Raw genomic sequence first — 22,566 nt, 5'->3', positions numbered from 1 at the left:
CCCCGGAGATTCGCGCTCAGGTCCCACGCCCGCCGTCGCGCTCGCAACGCAGATCTTCAATCCGCACGTTCCATGAAGGCCGCCCTCCGCTCGCTCGCCAAATCGCCCGGTTTCACCGCGATCGCGCTTCTCACCCTCGCCCTCGGCGTCGGTGTGAACACCGCGATGTTCGGCGTCGTTCGCACCCTCCTGCTGCAACCCGCCCCGTATCCAGAACCTGAACACCTCGTCCGCGTCTACCGCACTTCGCCGCAATCCCGGACCTGGCCGCATTCGCTCCCCGATCTTGAGGATCTTCGCGCCCGGAACCCCGCCTTCGCCTCGCTCGCCGCCTTCCAGTGGTGGCAGTTCAGCCTCGCGGAGCCCGGCCAGCCTCCGGAACGTCTGCGCGGTGTGCTCGCATCGGCGGATCTGTTTGCGACGATCGGCCTGCAGCCCGCGCTGGGCCGCGCGTTCACCGCCGAAGAACAACAACCTGGACGCGACCGCGTGGTCGTCCTCACCGACGCGTTCTGGCGTGATCGTTACGGCGCCGATCCCGACATCATCGGCCGCACCGTGCGCATCGATGGCGTGCCGCAGACCGTGATCGGCGTCATGCCGCCCGGCTTTGCCTATCCGCTTTTCTGGGGTCGGTTGCAGGCGATCCGGCCGCTGGTGATCTCGGCCGACTGGCAGCACGACCGCGGCACGCACTGGCTCGGCGCCATCGCGCGGCTGCGGCCCGGCATGCCGCTCGTTTCGGCGCAAGCAGGCACGTCCGCGATCGCCGCGAGCCTCGCCCAGCAGTTCCCGGATACCAACGCCGGCACCGGGTTGCAGCTCGTGCCGTTGCACGAGACCGCGCTGGACCAGACCGGCCGCGACGTCTCCTGGCTGACGCTGGCGCTTTCGGGTTTTGTCCTTCTCATCGCCTGCGCCAATCTCGCGAATCTCCAGCTTGCCCGCAGTTCCGCCCGGGCCCGGGATTTCGCCGTGCAGGCGGCACTCGGCGCCTCCCGCAGTCGGCTCGTGCGCCAGTTGCTCACCGAAAGCCTTGTCCTCGCCCTCGCCGGTGGCGTCTTCGGCATCCTGCTCGCCCTCTGGCTCAACGACCTGCTCTCCCGCCGCCTGGATTTCGTCGGCGGTGTGCCGCTGCCCCTCTCTCTCGACTGGAACGTCCTCGGTTTTGCGCTGCTGGTCGCCGTTGGCGCCGGAATCGGTTCCGGCATCGCGCCCGCGTTGTTCGTGTCGCGCACAGACCTCAACACCGCGCTCAAGAGCCGGAGTCGCGGCTCGACGGGCGACCTTTCGAGGCACCGGGTTCGTCGGCTGCTGATCGTGGCCGAGATCGCGTTTGCTCTCGTCCTGCTTGCCGGCGCGGCGTTCTTCATTCGGGGCCTTCAACGATTCGCCGCCCGCGATCCGGGCTGGCGCACCGACGGCCTCCTTATCGGCACGCTCACGCTCCCCAACGCGCTGCCTACGGACCGCTACGTGACGGCCGAAGCCCGGCTCCAGTTTTACGAGCGTCTGCTGCAACGGGTTTCCATCCTCCCGGGCGTGGTAAATGTGGCGCTGTCCTCGTCCGTCCCCATCCGCGGTTACGAGGGCTCACGCAAACTCGCAGTCGAGGGTCGCGCCGATCCGCCGCCGGGTTTGGAACCGGTCGCGGACTACGTGATGGTGACGCCGGATTTTTTCCCCACGCTCGGTCTGCAACTGCTCGAGGGCCGTCTGCTTCCCGATGACGTTCGCGCCGACGGTCCGCGCGTTGCAGTGGTCAACGAAACCGTCGCCCGGCAATTCTGGCCGGGCGAAAGCGCGGTCGGCAAACGCATCGGCGATACCGATCCGCGACAGCGCAATTGGACCGAGGTGATCGGGGTGGTGCGCGATGTCGGCTTCGTCGCAAATTTCGGCCTTCCGGAAACCCGTCTGCAGGTCTATCGGCCACTCGTGCAGGAGCCCTGGGGCTATCTCGCCGTCTCGGTGCGCGCACAGCACCCGGAGAGGCTCGCAGAGCCGCTCCGCCGCGCCGTCGCGGAGATCGATCCCGATCTGCCGTTGGCGGATTTGCAGACCATCCGTGAGTCCGTCGACAACGCCCGTCGGAATCTTCAGGTCGCCAACGATCTTCTGGCGGGCTTTGCCGCGCTCGGTCTCGCGCTGGCCGCCATCGGCCTCTACGGCGTGATCTCCACGCTCGTGATCCAGCGCACGACCGAGTTCGGCATCCGGCTCGCGCTCGGAGCCCAGCCGCGCGACGTCCAATGGTTCGTGCTTCGCCAGAGCCTGGGCCTCGCCGCCGCCGGCGTCGCGCTCGGCCTCGTCGGTGCAGCCGGTCTCGTGATCTTCCTGAGCAGGCGCATTCCGGGTCTGCCCGGCGCCGATCCGCTCGCCCTCGCCGGCACGGTCGGACTGCTCTTCGCCGTCGTTTTCGGCGCGTCCCTCGTGCCCGTCCGCCGCGCCACGCGAGTCGATCCGTTGACCGCTCTCCGCGCTGAGTAACGCGACGACCCAGCCCCGGGCCGTCCCATGGATGGGAAAGCTGCGTTTCGAATCCGAACGCTTCTTTCGCACCGCGCCGACAAGGAAAACTTTATTCCGTTTATCATTAGCCACTAACAACGGCTCCACCGCCGCGGCATGCACCCTGCAATGAGGCAGGCACGGATCTTCCGTCCTTCTCCACGACCGCCCCACCATGAAAGTCATTTTCCGCTCCCTCGCCAAGACGCCGGCCTTCACCGCCATCGTCATCCTCACGCTCGCGCTCGGTATCGGCCTGAACACCTCGATGTTCAGCCTGATGAATCTGCTCATCCTCAAGCCGCTGCCGTATCCACAAAGTGATGACCTCGTCCGCATCTATCGCACGAATCCGCAGAATCCCAACGGCGGACACTCCGCCTCGGACTACCTCGAGCTGACGCGCGCCACCGCCGGCTCGACGCAGCTCGCGGCGTTTCGCGGCTGGGGCTACACCATGATGCCGGAGGGCCGCGCGCCCGTGAATCTCAACAGTATCCGGGTTTCGGTTACGTTCCTGCCGACGCTCGGCCTCAAGCCGGAGCTCGGCCGCTGGTTCACCGCCGAGGAGGACCAGCCGGGCAACCACGTCGTGATTCTCAGTTACGACACGTGGCAGGCGCACTTCGGCGGCGATCCGGCGATCGTCGGCCGTTCGGTGCGCATCGACGGCGAGCCCACCACGATCGTGGGTGTCATGCCGCGGGACTTTTCGTCAATCTTCCTCTGGGGCCCGGCGGATTGCCTCCGACCGATGGGCTTCACGCCGCAGGAAAAGATGCAGCTGAGCGAAATGGAACTGTCGCTGATCGCGCGACGCCCCGCCGGGATCACGCTCGAGCAATACAATTCCCAACTCGCCACCCTCGCGCGCAACCTCGCCGAGCTGCGCCCGGCGAATCGCAGCGAGGACGGGCTGCGGGCCGTGACACTCGCTTCCGTCGCCCGCAATCCGGCGACCAAGACCATTTCCTGGATGATGCTTTCCCTCGCGGCGTTCGTCCTGCTCATCGCCTGCGCGAACCTCGCCAACCTGCAGCTCGCCCGCGCCATCGCCCGATCCCATGAGTTTGCCGTCCGCGCCGCGTTGGGCGCGTCGCGTCAACAACTCATCCGCCCCCAAATCGCGGAGAGCCTCGTGCTCTCGCTGGCCGGCGGGCTGCTCGGCATCATGGTCGCTGCGTGGAGCAACGACTGGATTTCCAGCCGGCTTTCGTCCAGCGGCCTGTTCCGGCTTACGCTGCAACTCGACTGGCGCGTGCTGATGTTCGCCGTCCTGCTGTCGGTTTTCACCGGCATCCTCTTCGGGCTCGTTCCGGCCTGGCGCGTCAGCCGGGTGCGGGTCAGCGAGACGCTCAAGGGCGGCAGCCGCGGCAACACCGCCGATCGTGGCCACAACCGGATGCAACAGGCGCTCATCGTCAGCCAGTTCGCCAACGCCTTGATTCTCCTCGCGGGTGCCGCGGGCTTCATTCGGGGAGTCGACCGGCTCGTCACGATCCATCCCGGTTGGGATCAGGAAAAAATCATCCAGGCCGTCCTCAACCTGCCGCCGGCCAAATATTCGACGCCGCAGGAGAGCTACCTCTTCTACACCCGCCTGCAGGAGCGACTGCGCGCGCTGCCCGGCGTCGAGGACGCGACCGTGGCGTGGACGCTGCCCATTTTCCAATACCTCACGAGCCGCTCGATGGCCGTCGAAGGCCGCCCGCCGGCACATCCCGGCCGTGAACCGCTCGCCTTCATCAACGGCGTCGCGCCGTCCTATTTCTCCACGCTCGGGATCAAGCTGAAGGCCGGCCGCGGCTTCACCGAAGCCGACAATGCGAGTTCGCTGCCCGTGGCCATTATCAACGAGTCAATGGCCGCCGCGCTGTTTCCCAACCAGGATCCGATCGGCCAGCGCATCGGCACGCCGGACCCGAACAATCCCGGCTGGTGCGAAATCGTCGGCGTCGTGGCCGATGTCGACTTCGCCACCGGCGTCGTGCCGACGACGACCAAGCTGCTGCTGCTGCGTCCGCTCGCGCAGGAAACCTGGAACTACGTCACCGTCGCCGTCCGCGCCCGGAATCCGGCCGCGCTCACCGATCCGATGCGACAGGCCATCGCCGCCCTGGACCTGGATCTCGTGCCGCAGCAGTTCGGCCGCATCGAAGACGTGACGCGTCTCGTCATCGGCACCGCGTCCTTGTTCAGCACCGTGCTGGTCTGCTTCTCGCTGCTCGGTTTGTTTCTCGCGGCGCTCGGCATCTACGGCGTCGTGGCCCGCATCGTGGTGCGGCGGACGCCCGAGATCGGCGTGCGCATCGCGCTCGGCGCCCAGCCGGGCGACATCGTTCGCATGATCCTGTTTTCCGGTTTGCGCATGGCCTTGCTCGGCACCGCGATCGGACTCGCCGGGGCGGTCGCCCTCGGCTGGTTGTTGAGCCGGCTGATATCGAACGCCGCCCCGCCGGACCCGCTGGTGTTCGTCTACGTGACGCTGGTCCTGACCGGTGTCGGTTTGCTCGCCTGCTGGCTGCCCGCCCGCCGCGCGACGCTCATCGATCCGCAAGCCGCGCTCCGCGTCGAATAACTGGTTGCCTCTGCTCCCGCTCTTAGGGCGGTTTCCCCGCCATGATCGCCGATCTCAAATTCGCGTTCCGCCAACTCGCGAAGGCACCCGGCTTCACCGCCGTGGTGGTCCTCTCCCTCGCGCTCGGCATCGGCGCCAACACGACCGTGCTGTGCTGGATCGACAAGATCCTGCTGCGGCCGCTGCCCGCGGTGGCGCGCCAGCATGAGCTCGCGTTCATCACCACCAGCCACGGCGAGCGGATGTGGGACACCGTTTCGTTGCCCGACCTGCGCGACGCCGCCGCGATGACCGAGGTCTTCCGCGGCGTCACCGGCTCCCAGCAGACCCCCGCCTGTCTCGCGATCGACGGCCGGCTCGAATGGCTCTACGGACAGATCGTCACCGCCAACTTCTTCGACGTGCTGGAGGTGAAACCGCTGCTCGGTCGGACGTTTCTTCCGTCGGAAGACGAGAAGCCCGGCGGTCATCCCGTGCTGGTCATCAGCGAGCCTTTGTGGCGAACGCATTTCGGCGGGGATCCGCACGTGATCGGTCGCGTCGTCGAACTGAACCGGCACGCCTTCACGATTGTCGGCGTCGCGCCGGCGGCCTTCTACGGCGACGTCACCGGCCTGCGCTGCGATTTCTGGGCGCCCACGATGATGCACCGCGAGGTCGCCTACTCGGGTCTCGACGCGAATCAGATTCTCCGTCGCTACGCCCGCTGGCATCACACGCTCGCGCGGCTCCAGCCGGGCGTCAGTCTCGACCAGGCCCGCGCCGCGCTGACCGCGCTGTCGCTCCGACTCGGACAGGCGTATCCGGAAACCAACCGCGACATCCGCTTTCACCTGCGGCCGCTGTGGGACGCCACGTATGGCGCGGCGCAAATCTTCCGACCGGTGCTCGGACTGCTGCTGGCCGTGAGTCTCGGCGTGCTCCTGATCGTCACCGCAAATGTCGCCAATCTCCTCCTCGCCCGCGCCACCAGCCGGCGCAAGGAGATCGCCATCCGGCTCGCCGTCGGGGCCGGCCGCGCGCGACTCATCCGCCAGCTGCTCACCGAAAGCCTGCTGCTCACGACCCTGGGCGGCGCGCTGGGCGTGCTGCTCGCGTATTGGATGGTCGACCTCTTCGTGCTCTTCGTGCCCAAAACGCCGCTGCCGATCGGCCTCGCGCTCGAGATCGAGACGCCGACGCTCCTCGCGACCGTGGGGCTCACACTGGTGGCGGGCGTACTGTGCGGACTCGTGCCCGCCCTCCGCGCCTCGCGTCCCAATCTCAACGATACCCTGAAGGAAAGCGGACGTTCGTCCGGCAGCGGCGAGCATCATCGTGCCCGGCAGATCCTCGTGGTCGTGGAAGTCACGCTCGCCTTCGTTCTGCTCGTGGGCGCCGGGCTGTGCTGGAAGGGCCTGAAGAGTTCGCGCCACATCGATCCCGGACTCAAGCCGGACGGTGTGCTCCTCGTCGGCCTACGCGTCGGCATGAATGGCTACACCCGCGAGACGGCGCCGCAATTTTACCGCGTCCTGCGTGAGCGCGTCGCCGGGCTGCCCGGCGTCGAAGCGGCCGCGCTCGCCAACTGGTTCCCGCTCGGCTTCGAGGACACCGGCACCAGCTACGTCGAACTTCCGGACCAGCCGCGCCGCGCGGGCGAACAGATGAATTTCCGGCTCGCGATCGTCTCGCCGCATTACTTCGACACAATGGGCATCCCGCTGCTCGCGGGCCGCGACTTCACGGAGCGCGACTCGCTCGACGCCCCGCGCGTGGCGATCGTCAACGAAACCATGGCGCAGCGGCTCTGGCCCCGGCAGGATGCGATCGGACGCACGTTCCGTATCAACGACACGGAGACGCGCGTGATCGGCGTCGCCAAGTCCGGGAAATACCGCGGGCTCAACGACCCGCCCGAATCGTTTTTCTACCAGCCCAGCCTGCAGGCGCCGTGGTCGCTCGACCTTGGCTTGTGTGTGCGCGTGAGCGGCGGATCGCCCGCCGCGATGCTCGAAGCCGTGCGCAACGAGATCCACGCGATCGATCCCGCCGTCGAGATCTGGAAGGCGCTGCCGCTCGCGACCTACATCGAGGCGGCGGTCGTGACGCAGAAGATCGCCTCCAGCCTGCTCGCGTTGCTCGGCACCGTGGCACTCGTGCTCGCGGCGATGGGCGTCTACGCCGTGATGGCCTATGCCGTCGCGCAGCGCACCCAGGAATTCGGCGTGCGAATCGCGCTCGGCGCCACGTCGGCGGACGTGATCGCGGACGTCCTGCGCCGCGGGCTGGGTTTGGCGCTGGTCGGGATCGCTGCCGGCCTGGCCGGAGCGCTGGCAGTCACGCACCTCCTCGCCGGATTTCTTTACGGCGTAAGCCCCTTCGATCTCACGGTTTTTGTCGGTGTGCCGCTCGCGCTCGCATTGACCGCGCTGCTGGCCTGTTATCTTCCCGCCCGTCGTGCCACGCGGGTGAATCCGATCGTCGCGCTGCGGGCGGAGTGAGGTCGGGCCGTTTCAAGCGCGGCGGACGGCATTCCGCTCGTCATCGCTCGGCCGGGCGCTAGACTCCGGTGGTTCGTCACACACGCCCCGGCCACTGATCGCCTGTGCATGAAAACCACGTCTGCTGTCGCGGTCGCGGCGTTTCCCGACCGGGACCACGAGCCCGCGGAGGAGGCCCTCGTCTCAACGCTGGGCCTCGCCGCGCCGCTGCAAAAAGAAATCCTCAACCAGTTGTATTCGGCTTATCCGGCGGCCACGTTGTCGTGGCAATATTCGCCCGGGGTCGGCTGGTATCGCGTCGCCCTCCAGAAGCAGCGCCGTCTGTTTTATTTCGTGCCCAAGCCGGGCAATTTCCAGCTCTCAATTCTTCTTGGTCGCAACGCCATCGCCTCGCTCCTTGCCGGCCCGCACCAACGCGAGATCGGCGCGCGGTTGAAAACCGCCCGCCGCTACCCTGAGGGCACCTCCTTCGTCTTCGACCGGCAGTCGTTCGATGCGGGCATTTTCGCGGTGCTGCTCGCCGCCAAACTCGCGCACTACCGGGCGTAGTCCCATGAAGATCCGCGCCATGGATTTCGTTCGCCACGAAGTCGGCGATCTCCACCGCGCCGTCGCCTTTTACCGCGATGTGCTGGGGTTGAAGCTCACCCTTTTCAGCCCCGAGTGGCAGTGGGCCGAGTTCGATTGCGGCAATGTCACGCTCGCGCTCCACGGCGGGGCGAACCCGCATCCGGGCACCGGCGGTCCGTGTCTCGCGCTGGGAGTCGACGAGATCGAGGCCTTTCACGCGCATCTGGTCGCATGCGGCGCGAGCGTCGGCGGTCCGCCCGAGGATCACGGCGTGTGCCGTCATCTCGATGTCCTCGATCCGGACGGCAATCCCTTGATCCTGCATCAACGCGCGGACGGCACGTGCGGCTGAGATTTCTGCGTCGTGAGCATTTCCCGCGGCGAAGAACGCGACGTGCGCAACTTTCGCGGCGCGCCGGGTGTAAGTCCGCTGCGCCCAAACCCCGCCGCTCCATGGAAACCCTCCTGCAAGACCTTCGCTTCTCCTTGCGGCTGCTCCGCCGCGCTCCCGCGTTTACCCTCGCCGCCGTCGCCGTGCTGGCGCTCGGCATTGGCGCCAACACCGCCGTGTTCAGCCTCGTGCACGAGCTCCTCTGGAGCCCGCGCCCGTATCGCGACGCCGCTCAGGTCGTCCAGCTCTACACGCAGGACTCGAAAAATCCCTCGTCCTTCCGGCTCGCGTCGTATCCGGCTTATCGCGAGCTCGCCGCGGCGACCGACAGTCCGTTCGCCGGCATTCTGGCGTATAATCTCGCGATGGTCGGACTGAACGACGGCGAGGCGTCGCGCCGCACGTTCTCCGCCATCGTGAGCGGCAATTATTTCTCCGTTCTGGGCGTGCCGCTCGCGGCCGGCCGAACGTTTTCCGCCGACGAGGAAAAACCTGGCAGCAACGCCGACGTCGTCATCGCGAGCGACCTGTATTGGCAGCGCACGGGCCGCGATCCTGCGCTCGTCGGCAAAACCATCCGCGTCAACGAGCGCCTGTTCACCGTCGTCGGCATCGCGCCGGAACACTTCACGGGCACCATGATGCTGTTCGGACCGGAACTTTATTTTCCGCTCGGCGCCTACGGTCTTCTGGCCAACGACTACGATCCGGCCGCGGCCCAGCGCACGCTCGACCGCGCCGATGCCTATAATCTGTTTCTCGTCGGACGCCTCCGCTCCGACGTCTCACCCGCCGCCGCCAATGCCGCGCTGCGTCCGCTCGCACGAAACCTGGAAACGATTTTCCCGGTCGAGCAAAAGGATCAGACGATGATCGTGGGCGAGCTGCCTCGTCTCAGCGCGAATACGAATCCCACTCGCGAAACGCAGCTCACGATCATCGGCACGCTGCTCCTTTCGATGGCGGCGATCGTGCTGCTGATCGCGTGCCTCAATCTCGCCAACATGCTCCTCGCCCGCGGCGCCGCCCGGCGCAAGGAGGTCGCCGTCCGGCTCGCGCTCGGCGGCAGTCGTCTGCGCATCGTGCGTCAGCTGCTCACCGAGGGCTTCGTGCTCGCGACCCTCGGCGGAGTGACGGGGCTGCTGCTGGCGCAATGGAGCACCGGCCTGCTCGCCGGATCGCTCGCGCGTCTGATGCCGGTGGCGCTGGCCTTCCGCGGCGTGACGAATCCCGCGATCCTCGGGGCGACGCTCGGCTTTTGCGCGCTGGCGACCGTGTTTTTCGCTCTTGGCCCCGCGCTGAAACTCACGCGGCGCGACACCGCGCCGGATTTGAAGGAACAGGCCGGCCAGGATTTTCTCCGCCGCCCACACATGCGCTGGCTGCCGCGTCACCCGCTTGTCGTGATCCAGATCGCGCTCTCGCTCGCGTTGCTCACCGCCGCCGGTCTCTTCGTCCGCGGCGCGATCAAGGCCGCCGCGATCGACACGGGTTTCAAGGCCGACGACACCGTGCTCGCCGAAGTCGACGCCTCGCTGGGCAACTACAACCGCACGCAAACGCTCCTGCTCTATCGCGCCATCAACGAGCGGCTCGCCGCGCTGCCGGGCGTGCAGGCCTCCGCCATCGGTTCGCTCGTGCCGTTCGGCATGAGCACGATCGAACGCGAAATTCGTCCCACCGGCGTCGCGTCCTCCCCCAGCGACGGCCCGGCCGACCCCAAGGGGCAGAGCGCGCGCTGGACGAGTGTCGGCGCCGACTACTTTTCCGCGATGGGTCTGCCGCTCTTGCGCGGACGCGCGTTTACCGCCGCCGAGGCCGACAACGAAGGCGCGCCGCTTGTCGCGATCGTCGACGAAACGCTCGCGCGACGGCTTTTCCCGGATGGCGACGCGCTCGGTCAGCGCCTCCAGTTCGTCGAACGCGATCCGCCAAAGGACGCGGCGGCGTCCACGATCGAGATCGTCGGCATCGTGCCCGCCACCCGCTGGGATCTCTTCGACCACTCCGCGCGTGGCGCGATCTACGTGCCGTTCGCGCAGGGCTTTCAGAGCAACGCCTTCTTCCACGTGCGCACCGTCGCGCTGTCGCCGGCCGCGCAACGTGCGCTGTTCGACACGATCCGGAAGGAAATCCGCAGCGTCGCGGCGAACCTGCCGCTGTTCGGCGTGAAATCGTTCCGTCAGCACCTCGACAGCAGCGCGCAGCTCTGGACCGTGCGCACCGGCGCCACGTTATTCGGCCTGTTTGGCGGCCTCGCGCTGCTGCTCGCGGCGGTCGGCATTTACGGCGTGAAGGCCTATTCGGTCAGCCGTCGCACCCGCGAGATCGGCATTCGGATGGCATTGGGCGCCGAACCGGGCGCCGTGCAACGCATGGTCCTACGCGAAGGCCTCGCGATGACGTTCGCCGGCCTCGCCCTCGGCGCGGGTCTCGGGTGCGCCATCGGCCAGGCCTGCGCGGGGCTGCTTTACGAAGTCAGCCCGTTCGATCCGGTGACGTTTGTCCTCGCCCCGCTGGTGCTGACCATCGTCGCAACCGTTGCGTGCTGGCTGCCGGCACGACGCGCCACGCGTATCAGTCCGATGGATGCGCTGCGCGCGGAATAGCGGTCCCGCGGAGCACGGCGAACGGAACCGTTTCGTTCGACAACCCACCGAATGAACGCCGATCCGCTGCCGGCGTTGTCCGCCTGTTCCGTTCCTTCCGTGTGTTCCGTGGGCCTGACGTCAGTTCAAGTTCGCCGAGTTCACCAGGAACGGCGAGCCCGTGAGCAGGAGCTCGCCGGCGAACTCGTAGGGGAAGCGCGGATCGCCGGGCGGATAGACCTGGTTGTTGCGCGAATCGACGAGCGTGCCCATGCGGAAGCTGATCAGCTTCTTGCCGGCAAAATCCGCCACCGTGAGAATGTTGCCGCGCACCGCCGTGCTCAACGCGACCGGGTCGCCCATGCGGCTGTCGCGAATCCGTCGATACACCTGGCCCTTGCCCTGGAAGGTGACGACGGCGTCGACACAACGGTCGCCGCGGCAAGCAACGTAGAACTGGTTGTTATACGGATCCGGGTCGCGCTGCTCGCCGCTGTCGAGATAAGGGATCAGGGGGAGTCCGCCTTCGGCGCGGCGCGTGAACACCATGCTCACGGGATTGCGGCCGACCTGGAAGGTCCCGATCTCGCGCAACGCGCCGCCGAGCTCCCACGAGTTGCGGTTCATCAGCGACGAAGTGTCGAGGATATGGATGGTGCCGTCGCGGGTCGCGACGTAGGCCTTGAAATGATCCTTCGTCCAGCGATCGATCTTCTGGCCGGCGAGCACCGCGGTTGGCTGGTCGAGCTGCGTTTGCCAGACGACTTTCGGCATGATCGCGGGATTCACGTCGAAGGTCTGCGGAAACTGTTCGGCCGCGGCGCCGCGCGCGGCGAGCGTCCGCTGAAAGCTCGCCGCGGAGCCGAGCCAGCTCTCGCGCATGTAGTTGAAGAGCGGAGACAGGTCCACGACCACCGCCTTATTGTCCTCGGCGGACGACACGACCGCGTAACCGCCTTTCGCGACGACGAACTGCCAGGCGCCGTCGTAAACGAGCGCGCGGCGGCCGTCGTTCGAGAGGTCGATCTGGCTCAGCACCTTGTTGTCGGTGGACGACGGACCGCGCCACAGGCCGTTGCTCGCCGCGGCGACCGCCTCGGGCGCTTTCATCGGCAGGTCGATGTAGCCGAGCAGCTTGAAATCGGAGAAGCTGCCCTGGTTCGGCAGGCCCATGTAGGGCCAGGTGTGGAACGGCAGGTATTTGCCCTCGAGCGCCACGACCGCGAGCTGGCCCTGGTTGCGCTGCGTGTCCCAGATCGTGACGAGCGCGAATTCGTTGCTCGTCGTCACCGCGATGCCGCGGGGGACCTTGTGCGCGGGGAATTTGAATCCTGGATACGGCCGCTCGGAGCCGTTGCGGCTCGTCTGCATGCCGGCGACGGCGAAGAGGCCGTCGCGATACACCGTCAGCTGCTCGTTCTGCTGCATGCCGTAGCCGCGTACCATCGCGACCGGCTGGAGCGGGATCGTGCCGCCGTTCAGCTTCACGTAGTAGGGCTCGCGCGTCTGCGGGTCCGGATGCGGCTTGCCGCTCGGCCAGTCGAAACGCGGGCTGATCGCGAAGACGCGGTTGTAGTAGGCGTAAAGCTGGATGCGATCGAGGCCCGGATCGTTGACCGGATCGTCCGGCACGTAGCCCACCTGGCCCGTGTCGCTCCAGTAATCGTTGTCCCAACCGGGTTCACCAAGCTCGTAGGGCTTGATGCGGACATAGTAGCTGTTCGGCGGCATCTTCGACTCGCGGGTGAAGATCGTCGGGCGGTCATCCCGCGCGCCGGGATTCAGCGCCTCGAACGTCGGCCCCAGCCGCGCGCTCACCTCGCCGACCGACCAGCTGAGGGCCTGCGGGGTGTAGGGCGTGTAGGGACCGGTCACTGGCACGGCCTGCGCCGAGGTGGTGATTGCCGTCACATCATAGGCCTCGAGCAGGGCCACGCCCTTGGTTTCGTCGCGACCACGGACGTGAATGGAATAAATGCCCGGCGGCAGCTCCGCGATCAGCGCCGCGTCCTTGCTGCCGGTTTTGAGCGGACCGGCCCCGGCGGCCGCGGACACGCCCGGCAGATGCGACGCGCTGCCGCCCTGCTGCCAGTTGTCATTGCTCGTCAGGACCGCGCCACCGGCGCTCATCACGGTGAACATGGGATCCGCCAGCGTGCCGGCGACGCCGACCTCGGCCAGATTCGGCCCGAGGGCGCGGATCAGCACGCGCCGCGATCCGGCGCCGGAAATCACCAGTCCGGAAATCAGAATACCGTCGCCCGTTTCAACGCGCGCGCGGGTGGACAGGTTCAGCAACCGCGCCGCGCCGTCGACTTCGTAGATCTCGACGAGAGCGATGCCCTTGGCACCGAGTCCGTTCACCTGCGCCGTGTAGTTGCCCGGAGCGAGCGAAAGCTGCAGCGCCGCATCGCCGCTGTTGTCCGGCAGCATGGACGCGCCGACCCGCGCGAACGAGGCCTTCAACTCCCCCGACCAGCGATCGTTGCTGGTCACCGCCCGCCCTGCACGGTCGAACACCTGCAGCCGCACTTGGTGAAGCGCGCCGTTCACGCCGGCTTGCCCGATGGCGGGCCCGAGGGCGCGAATGAGCACGTTCTTCGGCGCACTGCCATCGACCACGAAACCCGCGATCAACACGTCAGCGCCATCGCCGACGAACGCGCGCGTGGAGAGATTGACGAGCCGGGAGGTCGACTCAACGGCCGCATCCGCGAACGGAAGCGCCACGCCCAAACCAAGACCAAAACAAGCCAGCCGGAATAAAACTTTCATCTGAACAATACCTGGGAGATTTTCCTAAAGAAGACATAGGGTTTGGCTGGATATATTCTCTTTGGAACTTCCCCCACCCGCTTGGCCAGCCCGGTCTTGTCGCGGGCGGGGCTTTTACCCGGTTTTCACCCTACCCCGCCGCCGGCCGTCTCCAAATTCTGGAGACATCTTTTCGGCGCGGCCGCGCGCGTCGCTTTCCCGAATTCGGGACGCCAAAATTCCGCGGACGGACAGAGCCACCCTCGCCCCGCGTCGGTCATATTCTACTTCCCGCTCGCTTTCAGGTGTTTATAACCGAGCGGCGACGCATGGCATATACGCTGCTCCGTTTGCACCCCTTCCCCGACCATGCTTCTGAAGCACGTCTTCCTGTTCTTCACGATTCTCCTGGCGCCGGTCTTCCCGGCGTTGCCCCTCGACCCTGAACCCGCTGCCGTCGAGACCGCCCCGCGATCTGACTTCATTACGGCCACCGCGCCGCTGACCGCAGCCCCGGCCGCGCCCAAGCTCGACGAACCTGTGCCTCACGCCTCCAGTAAAACCTCACGCGACTCCCGTCTCCCCCGCTCCTCCGTTCCTGCGCTCCGCCATGATTCAACTCCGTAACGTCAGCCGCGTTTATCCGCTCAAAGGCGGTCCTTTTTATGCCCTCCGCGACGTCCATCTCGAGGTTAGCGCGGGAGATTTCCTCTCCATCATGGGCCCTTCGGGTTCGGGGAAATCGACGTTGCTTCACATCCTCGGCCTGCATGACAGCGCCTGGACGGGCGAATACACCCTCGCCGGCCACGCGGTTCACCAGCTCGACAAAAAGCGCCGCTTCGACCTTCAGAAGAAACACATCGGTTTCGTGTTTCAAAGCTATCACCTGCTGGACGACCTCACCGTTTACGAGAACCTCGAGATTCCGCTCTCGTATCGCGACACGCCGAAGAAGGACCGCGACAGCATCGTCTGCGATGCGCTCGATCGCTTTCACATCGTCGGTAAAAAGGATCTCTATCCGAGCCAGCTTTCCGGTGGACAACAGCAGCTGGTCGGCGTCGCGCGCGCTCTCGTGGCGAAGCCGGCGCTGATCCTCGCGGACGAACCCACCGGCAATCTTCATTCCGACCAAGGGCGCGAGATCATGCAGCTGTTCAAAAAGCTGAATCAGGAGGACGGCGTCACGATCGTGCAGGTCACGCACTCCGAGGAAAACGCGTCCTACGGCAGCCGCATCGTGCGGCTGGCGGACGGCGTGCGCGTCAGCTGACGCGATTCTTCCGACGGCGTTCCGACGCGGCTCACTCCGCCATCGCTTCGTGCGCGCGCACCACTAGAATGCGGGCGTCGCGCCGGTTCGCACCCGCCTGCCTTCGGTCGCCCGCGTGTGCCGCGCCGGTGTCGTCCGACCGATGTCGTTTTCACGTCCACCGACGCCGCCCGCGCTTTCTCTCGTCCTGGGAGTGCTGGCGGTGGCAGTGCAATTTTTCGCGAGCGCGTGCCAGTCTCCGCGCGCAAGCGTCCGCGGACTTCCGCCACGCTTCGAATGTTTGAGCGCCGCCGACGCCGTCGCGCGAGCCGACCTCTGGCAGCACCGCCATGGTGGCGAGTTGAAATTCGTGATGGGCACCGGCAGCATGGCGCCCTACATCGCCGCGGCCAAACCGGGCGCCGATCCCGAGACAACCGTCGTCGCCCTCGCCATCATGGATCGGTGCGCCAGTTACGACACCATCGAGCCTGGTACACTCTGCCTCTATCGCGCCGGGTGGTGCGGCCGGAAACCGGTGCTGCACAGCGCCGCCCTGAAAAGTTCCGACGGCTGGATCATGACCGGCCTGCACAATCGCCACTACGAAAGCGCGTGGCGGATGACGCGCGCCGATTACCTTGGCCGGGCCACCGCAGTTTTCACCTGGCCGCCGTGAAAGGGATTACCGCTCGGCGACGCGGCCGTATCCGTCAGCCCCGGACAGCCATCAACAATCGCTCGACCTGGTTGACTTCGTCCTCCGACAACGACGCCCGATGCAGGAGCAGGAACTGCGCAAGCGTTTCGACCCGATCCTGCACCGCTTCGGCCGATTGTTTGGCAGCTTGGAGCTGCACCTCGATGTCGCGCTGCAAGGCCGGGATCTCGGCCAGCAGCCGGACCGCGTCCAGCGGAGGCATCCGTCCGGTGCTCGACAAGCGCGGCAGCACCTCCGCTGCCAGGCGAACCAAAGCCGCGCCCGCGTTGAGACGGCCGACCAGATTGATGAGGGAGGTAAACGTTTCCATGAGTCGAAGAAAGTGGACCAGTGAGCGGTGCTGCTCCGGCAGGCTGTCTGCGCCCCTACTCGTGGGGAAGCCTCCTCCAGCGTGCCACCGGTCTTTCGGGGATTTCCCCACGAGGGCCGGCGCCGTCACTCTTCCGCAAAAACTGATTGATTCGGCGAAACGAGCCCGCCACCGTCTCGCCTCCACGTCGGACGCTTAGCTCAGTTGGTTAGAGCACCTGCTTCACACGCAGGGGGTCTGCGGTTCGAGTCCGCAAGCGTCCACCATCCCGCGGTTCGCGTTATTTCCTCGTCGCCACCGGCCGGGTCCGCTCGGGAAACAGCGTGCGACAAATCCCGCACACCGTGCCATCGCAGCCTCGCGCCGTGCAGTGTTCGCGGCCGTAATAAATGATCCGCAGGTGCAACGGGTTCCAATGCGCCTCCGGAAATATCGCCTTCAAGTCGCGCTCGGTCTGCTCGACGCTGCGGCCATCGGTCAGTTTCCACCGCTGCGCCAACCGGTGAATATGCGTGTCCACCGGGAACGCCGGCACGCCAAACGCCTGCGCCATCACCACGCTCGCGGTCTTGTGCCCCACACCGGGCAGCTCCTCCAACTCCTCGAAGGTTTGCGGCACCTGTCCGCCGTGTTTCTCCACCAACAAACGCGACAGCGCGGCGATCGCCTTCGATTTCGTCGGCGATAAGCCCACCGGCCGGATGATGCGCAGGATCTCCTCGACGGGCAGCGCCGCCATCTTTTCCGGCGTATCCGCGAGGGCGAACAGCTCCGGTGTCGCCCGGTTCACCGATTTGTCCGTGGTGTGTGCGGAGAGCAGCACCGCGATCAGCAGCGTGAACGCATCCTTGTGCTCCAGCGGGATCGCCGGATGCGGATACAATTCCGCCAGCCGTCGGTCGACGTAAGCGGCGCGATCCTGGCGGGTTGGAAAGGGTCCGGTTTTCTTCACGGGCACGCGAAACAGAACCGATTCGCCGCGTGAAACAACTTTCTTCGTCCCGGCCGCGCCGCGGCCAGAACGCCATTGCACGGACCGGGCGCGGCTCTAGCGTAGGCCATTTATCTGCTCATGTCCTCTCGCGCTCTGCTCGCCCCGACCGACACCTTCGCCCGCCGCCATACCGGCGCCATCCCGGCCGACACCGCGGCCATGCTCGAGGTCCTCGGTTATCCGGGAGTGGACGCACTCGTCGACGCCGCCGTGCCGGCGCACATCCGCCGCGGCGAGCTGAATCTGCCCGAGGCGCTGGGCGAAAGCGCCGCGCTCGCGGAACTCCGCGCCATCGCGGGCCAGAATCAGGTTTTCCGCTCGTTCATCGGTCTCGGCTACTACGACACGCACACGCCGCCGGTCATCCAGCGCAACATTCTGGAGAACCCCGGCTGGTATACGGCCTACACTCCCTATCAGGCTGAAATTTCCCAAGGCCGGCTCGAAGCGCTGCTGAATTTCCAAACGCTCGTCACCGATCTGACCGGACTCGAAATCGCCAACGCCTCGATGCTCGACGAAGGCACCGCCGCGGCCGAGGCGATGATGATGTGCCACCGGTTGAAGGAAGGCGACGCCGCCGCGCACCGCACGTTCTTCGTTTCCGCCGCCTGCCATCCACAGACGATCGACATCGTCAAAACCCGCGCCAAGCCCCTCGGCATCGAAGTAATCGTCGGCGATCACCGCACGTTTACGCCGACCCCTTCCTGCTTCGGCGTGCTGGTGCAATACCCGGACACGACGGGCTCGATCCATGACTTCGAGACGTTTTTCCGCGCGGCGCATGACGCGGGTGCGTTCACGATCGCGGCGACGGACCTCCTCGCGCTCACACTGCTGCGCGCGCCGGGCGAATTCGGGGCCGACGTCGCCGTCGGCTCCGCGCAACGCTTCGGCGTGCCACTCGGTTTCGGCGGACCGCACGCCGGTTTTCTCGCCACCAAGGACGCGTTCAAGCGCCAGATGCCGGGCCGTCTCGTCGGCGTCTCCAAGGACGCCCAGGGAGATCCCGCGCTGCGCCTCGCCCTCGGCACGCGCGAGCAACACATCCGCCGTGACAAGGCGACGTCCAACATCTGCACCGCCCAGGTACTCCTCGCGGTGATGGCGTCGATGTATGCGGTTTATCACGGGCCCGACGGACTCCGGCGCATCGCCCGCCGCGTGAAGCTCCTCACCGAATTGCTGGCGCAAGGCCTCCGCGAGATCGGCGCCACGGTGAACGTCGAACCGGTTTTCGACACGCTCACCGTCGGCAACGTCTCCGCCGCCCGCGTCCACGCCGCCGCGGCAGCGAAAAAATTCAATCTCCGCCGCCTCGACGTCTACACCATCGGTCTCTCGCTCGACGAGACGACCACGCTCGAGGAGGTGCAGACGTTGCTCTCGTGTTTCAGCGAATCCGCGGCCGCAAACTTTGACGCCCAGGTGGCGGTGCTCGACGCCGGACTCGCGGACTTCGCCGCGCCATTTGCGCGCACCTCGGATTTTCTCACCGCGACGGTCTTCAATCGCCATCACACCGAGCACGAGATGCTCCGCTATATCAAGCGGCTCGAGGCGAAGGATCTTTCGCTCTGCCACTCGATGATCTCGCTCGGGTCCTGCACGATGAAACTGAACGCGACGAGCGAGATGTTTCCCGTTTCGTGGCCGGAGTTCGGCAAGGTGCACCCGTTCGTCCCCGCGGAGCAGGCGCGCGGCTATCGGAAGCTTTTCCAGGATCTTGAGGCGTGGCTCGCCGAGATCACCGGCTTTGCCGCGATCTCGCTGCAGCCCAACGCCGGTTCGCAGGGCGAATACGCGGGCTTGCTCGCGATCCGCGATTATCACGCGGCGCGCGGCGAGGACCGACGCAACGTCTGCCTGATTCCCACCAGCGCGCACGGCACCAATCCCGCGAGCGCCGCGATGTGCGGTTTCAAGGTCGTGCCCGTCGCCTGCGACGCGAGCGGCAATATCGACGTCGCCGATCTCCGGGCGAAAGCCGCCGCGCACGCCGCCGATCTCGCCGCGCTCATGGTCACGTATCCGTCGACGCATGGCGTGTTCGAAAGCAGCATCAAGGACATCTGCGCCATCGTGCACCAGCACGGCGGCCAGGTTTACATGGACGGCGCGAACATGAACGCACAGGTCGGCCTCACCTCGCCCGGCCACATCGGCGCCGATGTCTGCCACCTCAACCTTCACAAGACCTTCTGCATCCCTCACGGCGGCGGCGGCCCCGGCATGGGCCCGATCGGAGTGGCGCAACATCTCGTGCCGTTCCTGCCCGGACACGTGTTCTCCGCCTCGGTGTCCGGCTCTCAACTCTCAGCCCTCGACGCTCAACCCCGCACCAGCGGTGCGGTCTCCGCCGCGCCGTTCGGCTCCGCCAGCATCCTCGTCATTTCGTGGATGTATATCCGCATGATGGGCGCGGCCGGTCTCACCGAGGCGACGAAGTTTGCGATTCTCAAGGCAAACTACCTCGCCCGCCGGCTCGAAAAATTTTTCCCCGTCCTCTATCGCGGCAACGCCGGCCTCGTCGCGCACGAGTGCATCGTCGATCTGCGCGGCTGGAAGAAATTCGGCGTGGAGGTCGAGGACGCCGCGAAGCGTCTGATGGATTACGGCTATCACGCGCCGACGATGTCGTTTCCGGTGCCCGGCACGTTCATGATCGAGCCGACCGAGAGCGAGGAGAAGGTGGAGCTCGACCGCTTCTGTGACGCGCTCATCTCGATCCACGGGGAGATGCAGGCGGTCGCGAATGGCGAGGCGGACAAAACCAACAACCCGCTGAAACACGCGCCGCATACCGCGAAAGTCGTTTGCGGCGACGAGTGGAACCGTCCGTATTCGCGCGAGCTCGCCGCCTATCCGTCGCCCTGGACCCGCGTGAGCAAATTCTGGCCGAGCGTGGGCCGGGTGGACAACGTCTACGGCGACCGCCATCTCGTCTGCTCCTGCGTCGGCATGGAAGCCTACGCCGAAGCGTCGGCCTGATTAGCCGCCGCGTCGCTCACGCTTTCCGCTCCACGCTGAATTCAAACTCCGCCCGTAGCGGCGAGCGCCAGCGACCCGATCATCGGGGCATCAACCGACCGTCACGGGCATAAGCGTCATCGTGTCGTTCCCGAAGATGTCGATGACTTTTACGGCGACAACATAGCGGCCGGGTTTTGGGTAAACGTGGGTCACAGTCGTCAGCTCCAAGGCTCGATCTTGGCGGGTGCGGAAACTCTGCCACTCGTTCTCGAAGATGTAGGCGCCGGTGTTCTGCGCGTAATGTTCGACCAGCGTCGGATCCTTCGGGTCCCAGTTGTCGATGTCTTCGCCGGTCGCAAGATTGCGGGTGCGGTTGATAATCTCGGGACGGCCTTCGTAGTTGAAATCGACGGCCCAGTAATCGACCCAGTCTGTCCACTTTTTGGTGAGGACGTCGCGCGAGACGACGGCCTGCTTGTCTTTGCTGATTTTGATGAGCTTGCCTTGGTCGCACACGACCTCGCTTTTGCCCTCCTTCAACTCGGCGGTGATCGCTTCAGCAATACCCTGGGAATAGTAAACCGAGAAGTCGGACAGCTCCACCGCGAGCGCGAGCTTGTTCTTTTTGTCGAAACGCGGCGTGACCTCGATGTAGGCGACGTCGTGGAAGCGAACCTGGCACTTCTCAACGGCGCGACGATCGAAAACTTCGGGCGGGATGGTTTTCGGCGCGAGATCGATGCCCTTGTGCTTCGCCTCATCGAGCCCGGCGGGGAACAGGCCCATCTCGAATTCGAACGCCAACACGTCCACGCGCGAGGCGCCGCGTTTGCGGCATTCGGTGATGACTTCCTCGACGAAGAGCCGGCCCACGGGGAGATTGATCGGCCCGACGACGACAAGCCGGCCACCGTTCTTGCCGTGGAAGAACCCGGCGTCGGACAACGGCTCGGCCCGGTAAGCTTTCAGAATCAGTTCACGGAATTCGCGTTCTTTGCGGGCCAGCGCATCGGCCTTCTTTTTCGCGGAGAGATTGGCGCCGACATTGAGGTAAGCCTGGCGCTCGTAGCGCCCGAGATTGAGCACCTCGAAGGCGCGGAAGGATTTGCCGGCGGACTTCAACTCGCGCTGCACGCCGATGAGCCGCTTGCGCGTGGTATGGATGCCGAACTTTCCAAGGTCGGTGGCGATCCACTTGCGACCGAGTTTTTCGGCAACCGCCGCCGTCGTGCCGCTGCCGCAGAAGAAATCGGCAACGAGGTCACCCTCGTTGCTGCTGGCTTTAAGAATGCGTTCAACAAGCGTCTCCGGCTTTTGCGTAGCGTATCGAGTGTCCTCCTTCGCTTGCGAATTCACAGGCGCGATGTCCGCCCAAACTGTCCCGATCGGCACTCCTTTGCCTTCGTCCAAAAATCGCCGCAACTGTGGACGCCCGCCCTCCTTCCTCGGTAATTCGATTCGGCCTTCGGCGAAAAGCTTCTCCATCGTCGCTAACTCGTAACGCCAACCCATCGCAGGCGGAGAGCAGCCGCGCCATTCATACATCATGTTCGGACGCGGATTCGGGCTCGTGAGATTGTCGAGCCGGTAGCGGCGACCGTCCGCTGTCGTGTTCGTGTATTTCGAGCCAAGATAACCTTCGTCGTAAGGCTCATACTGCGGATTCCAAATGTAGTTTTCGCCTTTCGTCCGCCAAAGAATCGAGTCGTGAATCACACCCCAGCGTTGGCTGTCGCCGTGAGCAGTTACTCTTTTCCAAGTAATCATCGCGCTTGCTCCCGTTAAACCGAACACCTCACGAATCACCGTTTCGATCGCGGGCGAAACGGTCGGACCCATGTGGACGTAGATGCTGGCGTCGCTGTGCATCAGATCGCGCATCAGGATCAGCCGCTCGTAGATCATCGCGATGAATGAATCGGCTCCACGGCCCCACGTGTCGCGATAGGCGATTTGTTCGAGGAGATTCGGCTCCTTGTGGAACGTCTCGCCACCGATCTCGATATCCATCGAGAAATCCGCGCCGACGTCGAAGGGCGGGTCGATGTAGATGAGCTTGAGGCCGCCGGCCTCCTCGATCTGGCGGCGGAGCGCGCCTGACTTGAGTGAGGAAAGGATGAGCTTGTTGTCCCCCCAGATCAGCTTGTTGGTCCAGCCCTTCACCTGCCGGCCGCCGGTGCCGAGCGATAGTTCGGCGTCAGCGGACTTTTCCTTCCGCGGCTCGTCGATGTGTTCGAGCGTCTGAAACGGGAGAATGGCGGTGCAGACTTCGCGCGTCTTCCCGTTCCAGACGAGTTCGACCTCGCGTTTGTCGGCGAATAGCAGGAAGCGGTATTTCTCGGGCAGCGGCTTGCCCTGCTCGATGAGCTTGATGAGGTCGCGTTTCTCCGCGTCGGAGAGTTCGTAGCGGTCGGATTCGGTCGGGCGCGCCATGG

The 22,566-nt window shown here is 65.6% G+C and carries 13 protein-coding genes and 1 tRNA gene; 10 read left to right on the top strand and 4 right to left on the bottom strand.

The features are described from left to right. Positions 1-72: 72 nt before the first annotated feature. From AC6RV7_RS07700 to AC6RV7_RS07675, 6 genes are all read left to right on the top strand, one after another. Positions 73-2,490 carry an ABC transporter permease gene (locus AC6RV7_RS07700; protein WP_500093335.1) on the top strand — a complete coding sequence of 806 codons (2,418 nt, stop codon included), beginning with the start codon at positions 73-75 and terminating at the stop codon, positions 2,488-2,490. A gap of 196 nt (positions 2,491-2,686) precedes the next feature. After that, complete coding sequence (locus AC6RV7_RS07695) at positions 2,687-5,089, top strand: ABC transporter permease (protein WP_500093334.1); 2,403 nt, start codon at positions 2,687-2,689, stop codon at positions 5,087-5,089. Between the two features lie 41 nt (positions 5,090-5,130). Then, a complete protein-coding gene (locus AC6RV7_RS07690; RefSeq protein ID WP_500093333.1) occupies positions 5,131-7,572 on the top strand; it encodes an ABC transporter permease in 2,442 nt (813 codons plus the stop codon). A gap of 108 nt (positions 7,573-7,680) precedes the next feature. Further along, the gene (locus AC6RV7_RS07685) at positions 7,681-8,121 is read left to right on the top strand and encodes a DUF3788 family protein (RefSeq protein WP_500093332.1); all 441 of its coding nucleotides are present in this window, start codon (positions 7,681-7,683) and stop codon (positions 8,119-8,121) included. Between the two features lie 4 nt (positions 8,122-8,125). Continuing rightward, positions 8,126-8,494, top strand: a complete 369-nt coding sequence (locus tag AC6RV7_RS07680; RefSeq protein ID WP_500093331.1) for a VOC family protein — start codon at positions 8,126-8,128, stop codon at positions 8,492-8,494. A gap of 101 nt (positions 8,495-8,595) precedes the next feature. After that, positions 8,596-11,142: an ABC transporter permease gene (locus AC6RV7_RS07675; protein ID WP_500093330.1), complete on the top strand. Its 2,547-nt coding sequence runs from the start codon at positions 8,596-8,598 to the stop codon at positions 11,140-11,142. Between the two features lie 120 nt (positions 11,143-11,262). On the opposite strand, the gene AC6RV7_RS07670 is transcribed toward AC6RV7_RS07675, so the two are convergent. Next, positions 11,263-13,896, bottom strand: coding sequence for a hypothetical protein (locus tag AC6RV7_RS07670; RefSeq protein WP_500093329.1), 2,634 nt, complete (start codon positions 13,894-13,896; stop codon positions 11,263-11,265). 589 nt (positions 13,897-14,485) lie between these two features. Between AC6RV7_RS07670 and AC6RV7_RS07665 the strand changes: the two genes are divergently transcribed. Both AC6RV7_RS07665 and AC6RV7_RS07660 read left to right on the top strand, forming a co-directional pair. Beyond that, entirely contained in the window at positions 14,486-15,151 is a 666-nt protein-coding gene (locus AC6RV7_RS07665; RefSeq protein WP_500093328.1) for an ABC transporter ATP-binding protein, read from the top strand. Positions 15,152-15,431: 280 nt separating this feature from the next. Further along, positions 15,432-15,809 carry a hypothetical protein gene (locus AC6RV7_RS07660; protein ID WP_500093327.1) on the top strand — a complete coding sequence of 126 codons (378 nt, stop codon included), beginning with the start codon at positions 15,432-15,434 and terminating at the stop codon, positions 15,807-15,809. 34 nt (positions 15,810-15,843) lie between these two features. On the opposite strand, the gene AC6RV7_RS07655 is transcribed toward AC6RV7_RS07660, so the two are convergent. Next, positions 15,844-16,161, bottom strand: coding sequence for a hypothetical protein (locus tag AC6RV7_RS07655; RefSeq protein ID WP_500093326.1), 318 nt, complete (start codon positions 16,159-16,161; stop codon positions 15,844-15,846). 189 nt (positions 16,162-16,350) lie between these two features. Here AC6RV7_RS07655 and AC6RV7_RS07650 point away from each other — a divergent pair. Next, positions 16,351-16,427: transfer RNA gene (locus tag AC6RV7_RS07650), tRNA-Val, on the top strand. A gap of 14 nt (positions 16,428-16,441) precedes the next feature. On the opposite strand, the gene nth is transcribed toward AC6RV7_RS07650, so the two are convergent. Continuing rightward, positions 16,442-17,128 (bottom strand): endonuclease III, encoded by a 687-nt coding sequence (gene nth / locus AC6RV7_RS07645; RefSeq protein WP_500094192.1) that lies wholly within the window; start codon positions 17,126-17,128, stop codon positions 16,442-16,444. 105 nt (positions 17,129-17,233) lie between these two features. On the opposite strand from nth, the gene gcvP reads away from it, so the two are divergent. Beyond that, positions 17,234-20,149, top strand: coding sequence for an aminomethyl-transferring glycine dehydrogenase (gene gcvP, locus AC6RV7_RS07640; RefSeq protein WP_500093325.1), 2,916 nt, complete (start codon positions 17,234-17,236; stop codon positions 20,147-20,149). Positions 20,150-20,239: 90 nt separating this feature from the next. On the opposite strand, the gene AC6RV7_RS07635 is transcribed toward gcvP, so the two are convergent. Further along, positions 20,240-22,564 carry a DNA methyltransferase gene (locus tag AC6RV7_RS07635; RefSeq protein WP_500093324.1) on the bottom strand — a complete coding sequence of 775 codons (2,325 nt, stop codon included), beginning with the start codon at positions 22,562-22,564 and terminating at the stop codon, positions 20,240-20,242. Between the last annotated feature and the right edge of the window lie 2 nt (positions 22,565-22,566).

The organism is Opitutus sp. sgz309028 (assembly GCF_059821195.1).
The sequence above is the reverse complement of the archived record's forward strand: the minus strand, read 5'-3'. Positions and strand labels throughout refer to the sequence as shown.

Excerpts from the sequence above, each read along its gene's own strand:
- AC6RV7_RS07635 (WP_500093324.1), bottom strand. The coding sequence starts at position 22,564 with ATGGCGCGCCCGACCGAATCCGACCGCTACGAACTCTCCGACGCGGAG.
- AC6RV7_RS07670 (WP_500093329.1), bottom strand. The coding sequence starts at position 13,896 with ATGAAAGTTTTATTCCGGCTGGCTTGTTTTGGTCTTGGTTTGGGCGTG.
- AC6RV7_RS07685 (WP_500093332.1), top strand. The coding sequence starts at position 7,681 with ATGAAAACCACGTCTGCTGTCGCGGTCGCGGCGTTTCCCGACCGGGAC.
- AC6RV7_RS07675 (WP_500093330.1), top strand. The coding sequence starts at position 8,596 with ATGGAAACCCTCCTGCAAGACCTTCGCTTCTCCTTGCGGCTGCTCCGC.
- AC6RV7_RS07680 (WP_500093331.1), top strand. The coding sequence starts at position 8,126 with ATGAAGATCCGCGCCATGGATTTCGTTCGCCACGAAGTCGGCGATCTC.
- AC6RV7_RS07700 (WP_500093335.1), top strand. The coding sequence starts at position 73 with ATGAAGGCCGCCCTCCGCTCGCTCGCCAAATCGCCCGGTTTCACCGCG.
- AC6RV7_RS07655 (WP_500093326.1), bottom strand. The coding sequence starts at position 16,161 with ATGGAAACGTTTACCTCCCTCATCAATCTGGTCGGCCGTCTCAACGCG.
- gcvP (WP_500093325.1), top strand. The coding sequence starts at position 17,234 with ATGTCCTCTCGCGCTCTGCTCGCCCCGACCGACACCTTCGCCCGCCGC.
- AC6RV7_RS07690 (WP_500093333.1), top strand. The coding sequence starts at position 5,131 with ATGATCGCCGATCTCAAATTCGCGTTCCGCCAACTCGCGAAGGCACCC.
- AC6RV7_RS07665 (WP_500093328.1), top strand. The coding sequence starts at position 14,486 with ATGATTCAACTCCGTAACGTCAGCCGCGTTTATCCGCTCAAAGGCGGT.
- AC6RV7_RS07695 (WP_500093334.1), top strand. The coding sequence starts at position 2,687 with ATGAAAGTCATTTTCCGCTCCCTCGCCAAGACGCCGGCCTTCACCGCC.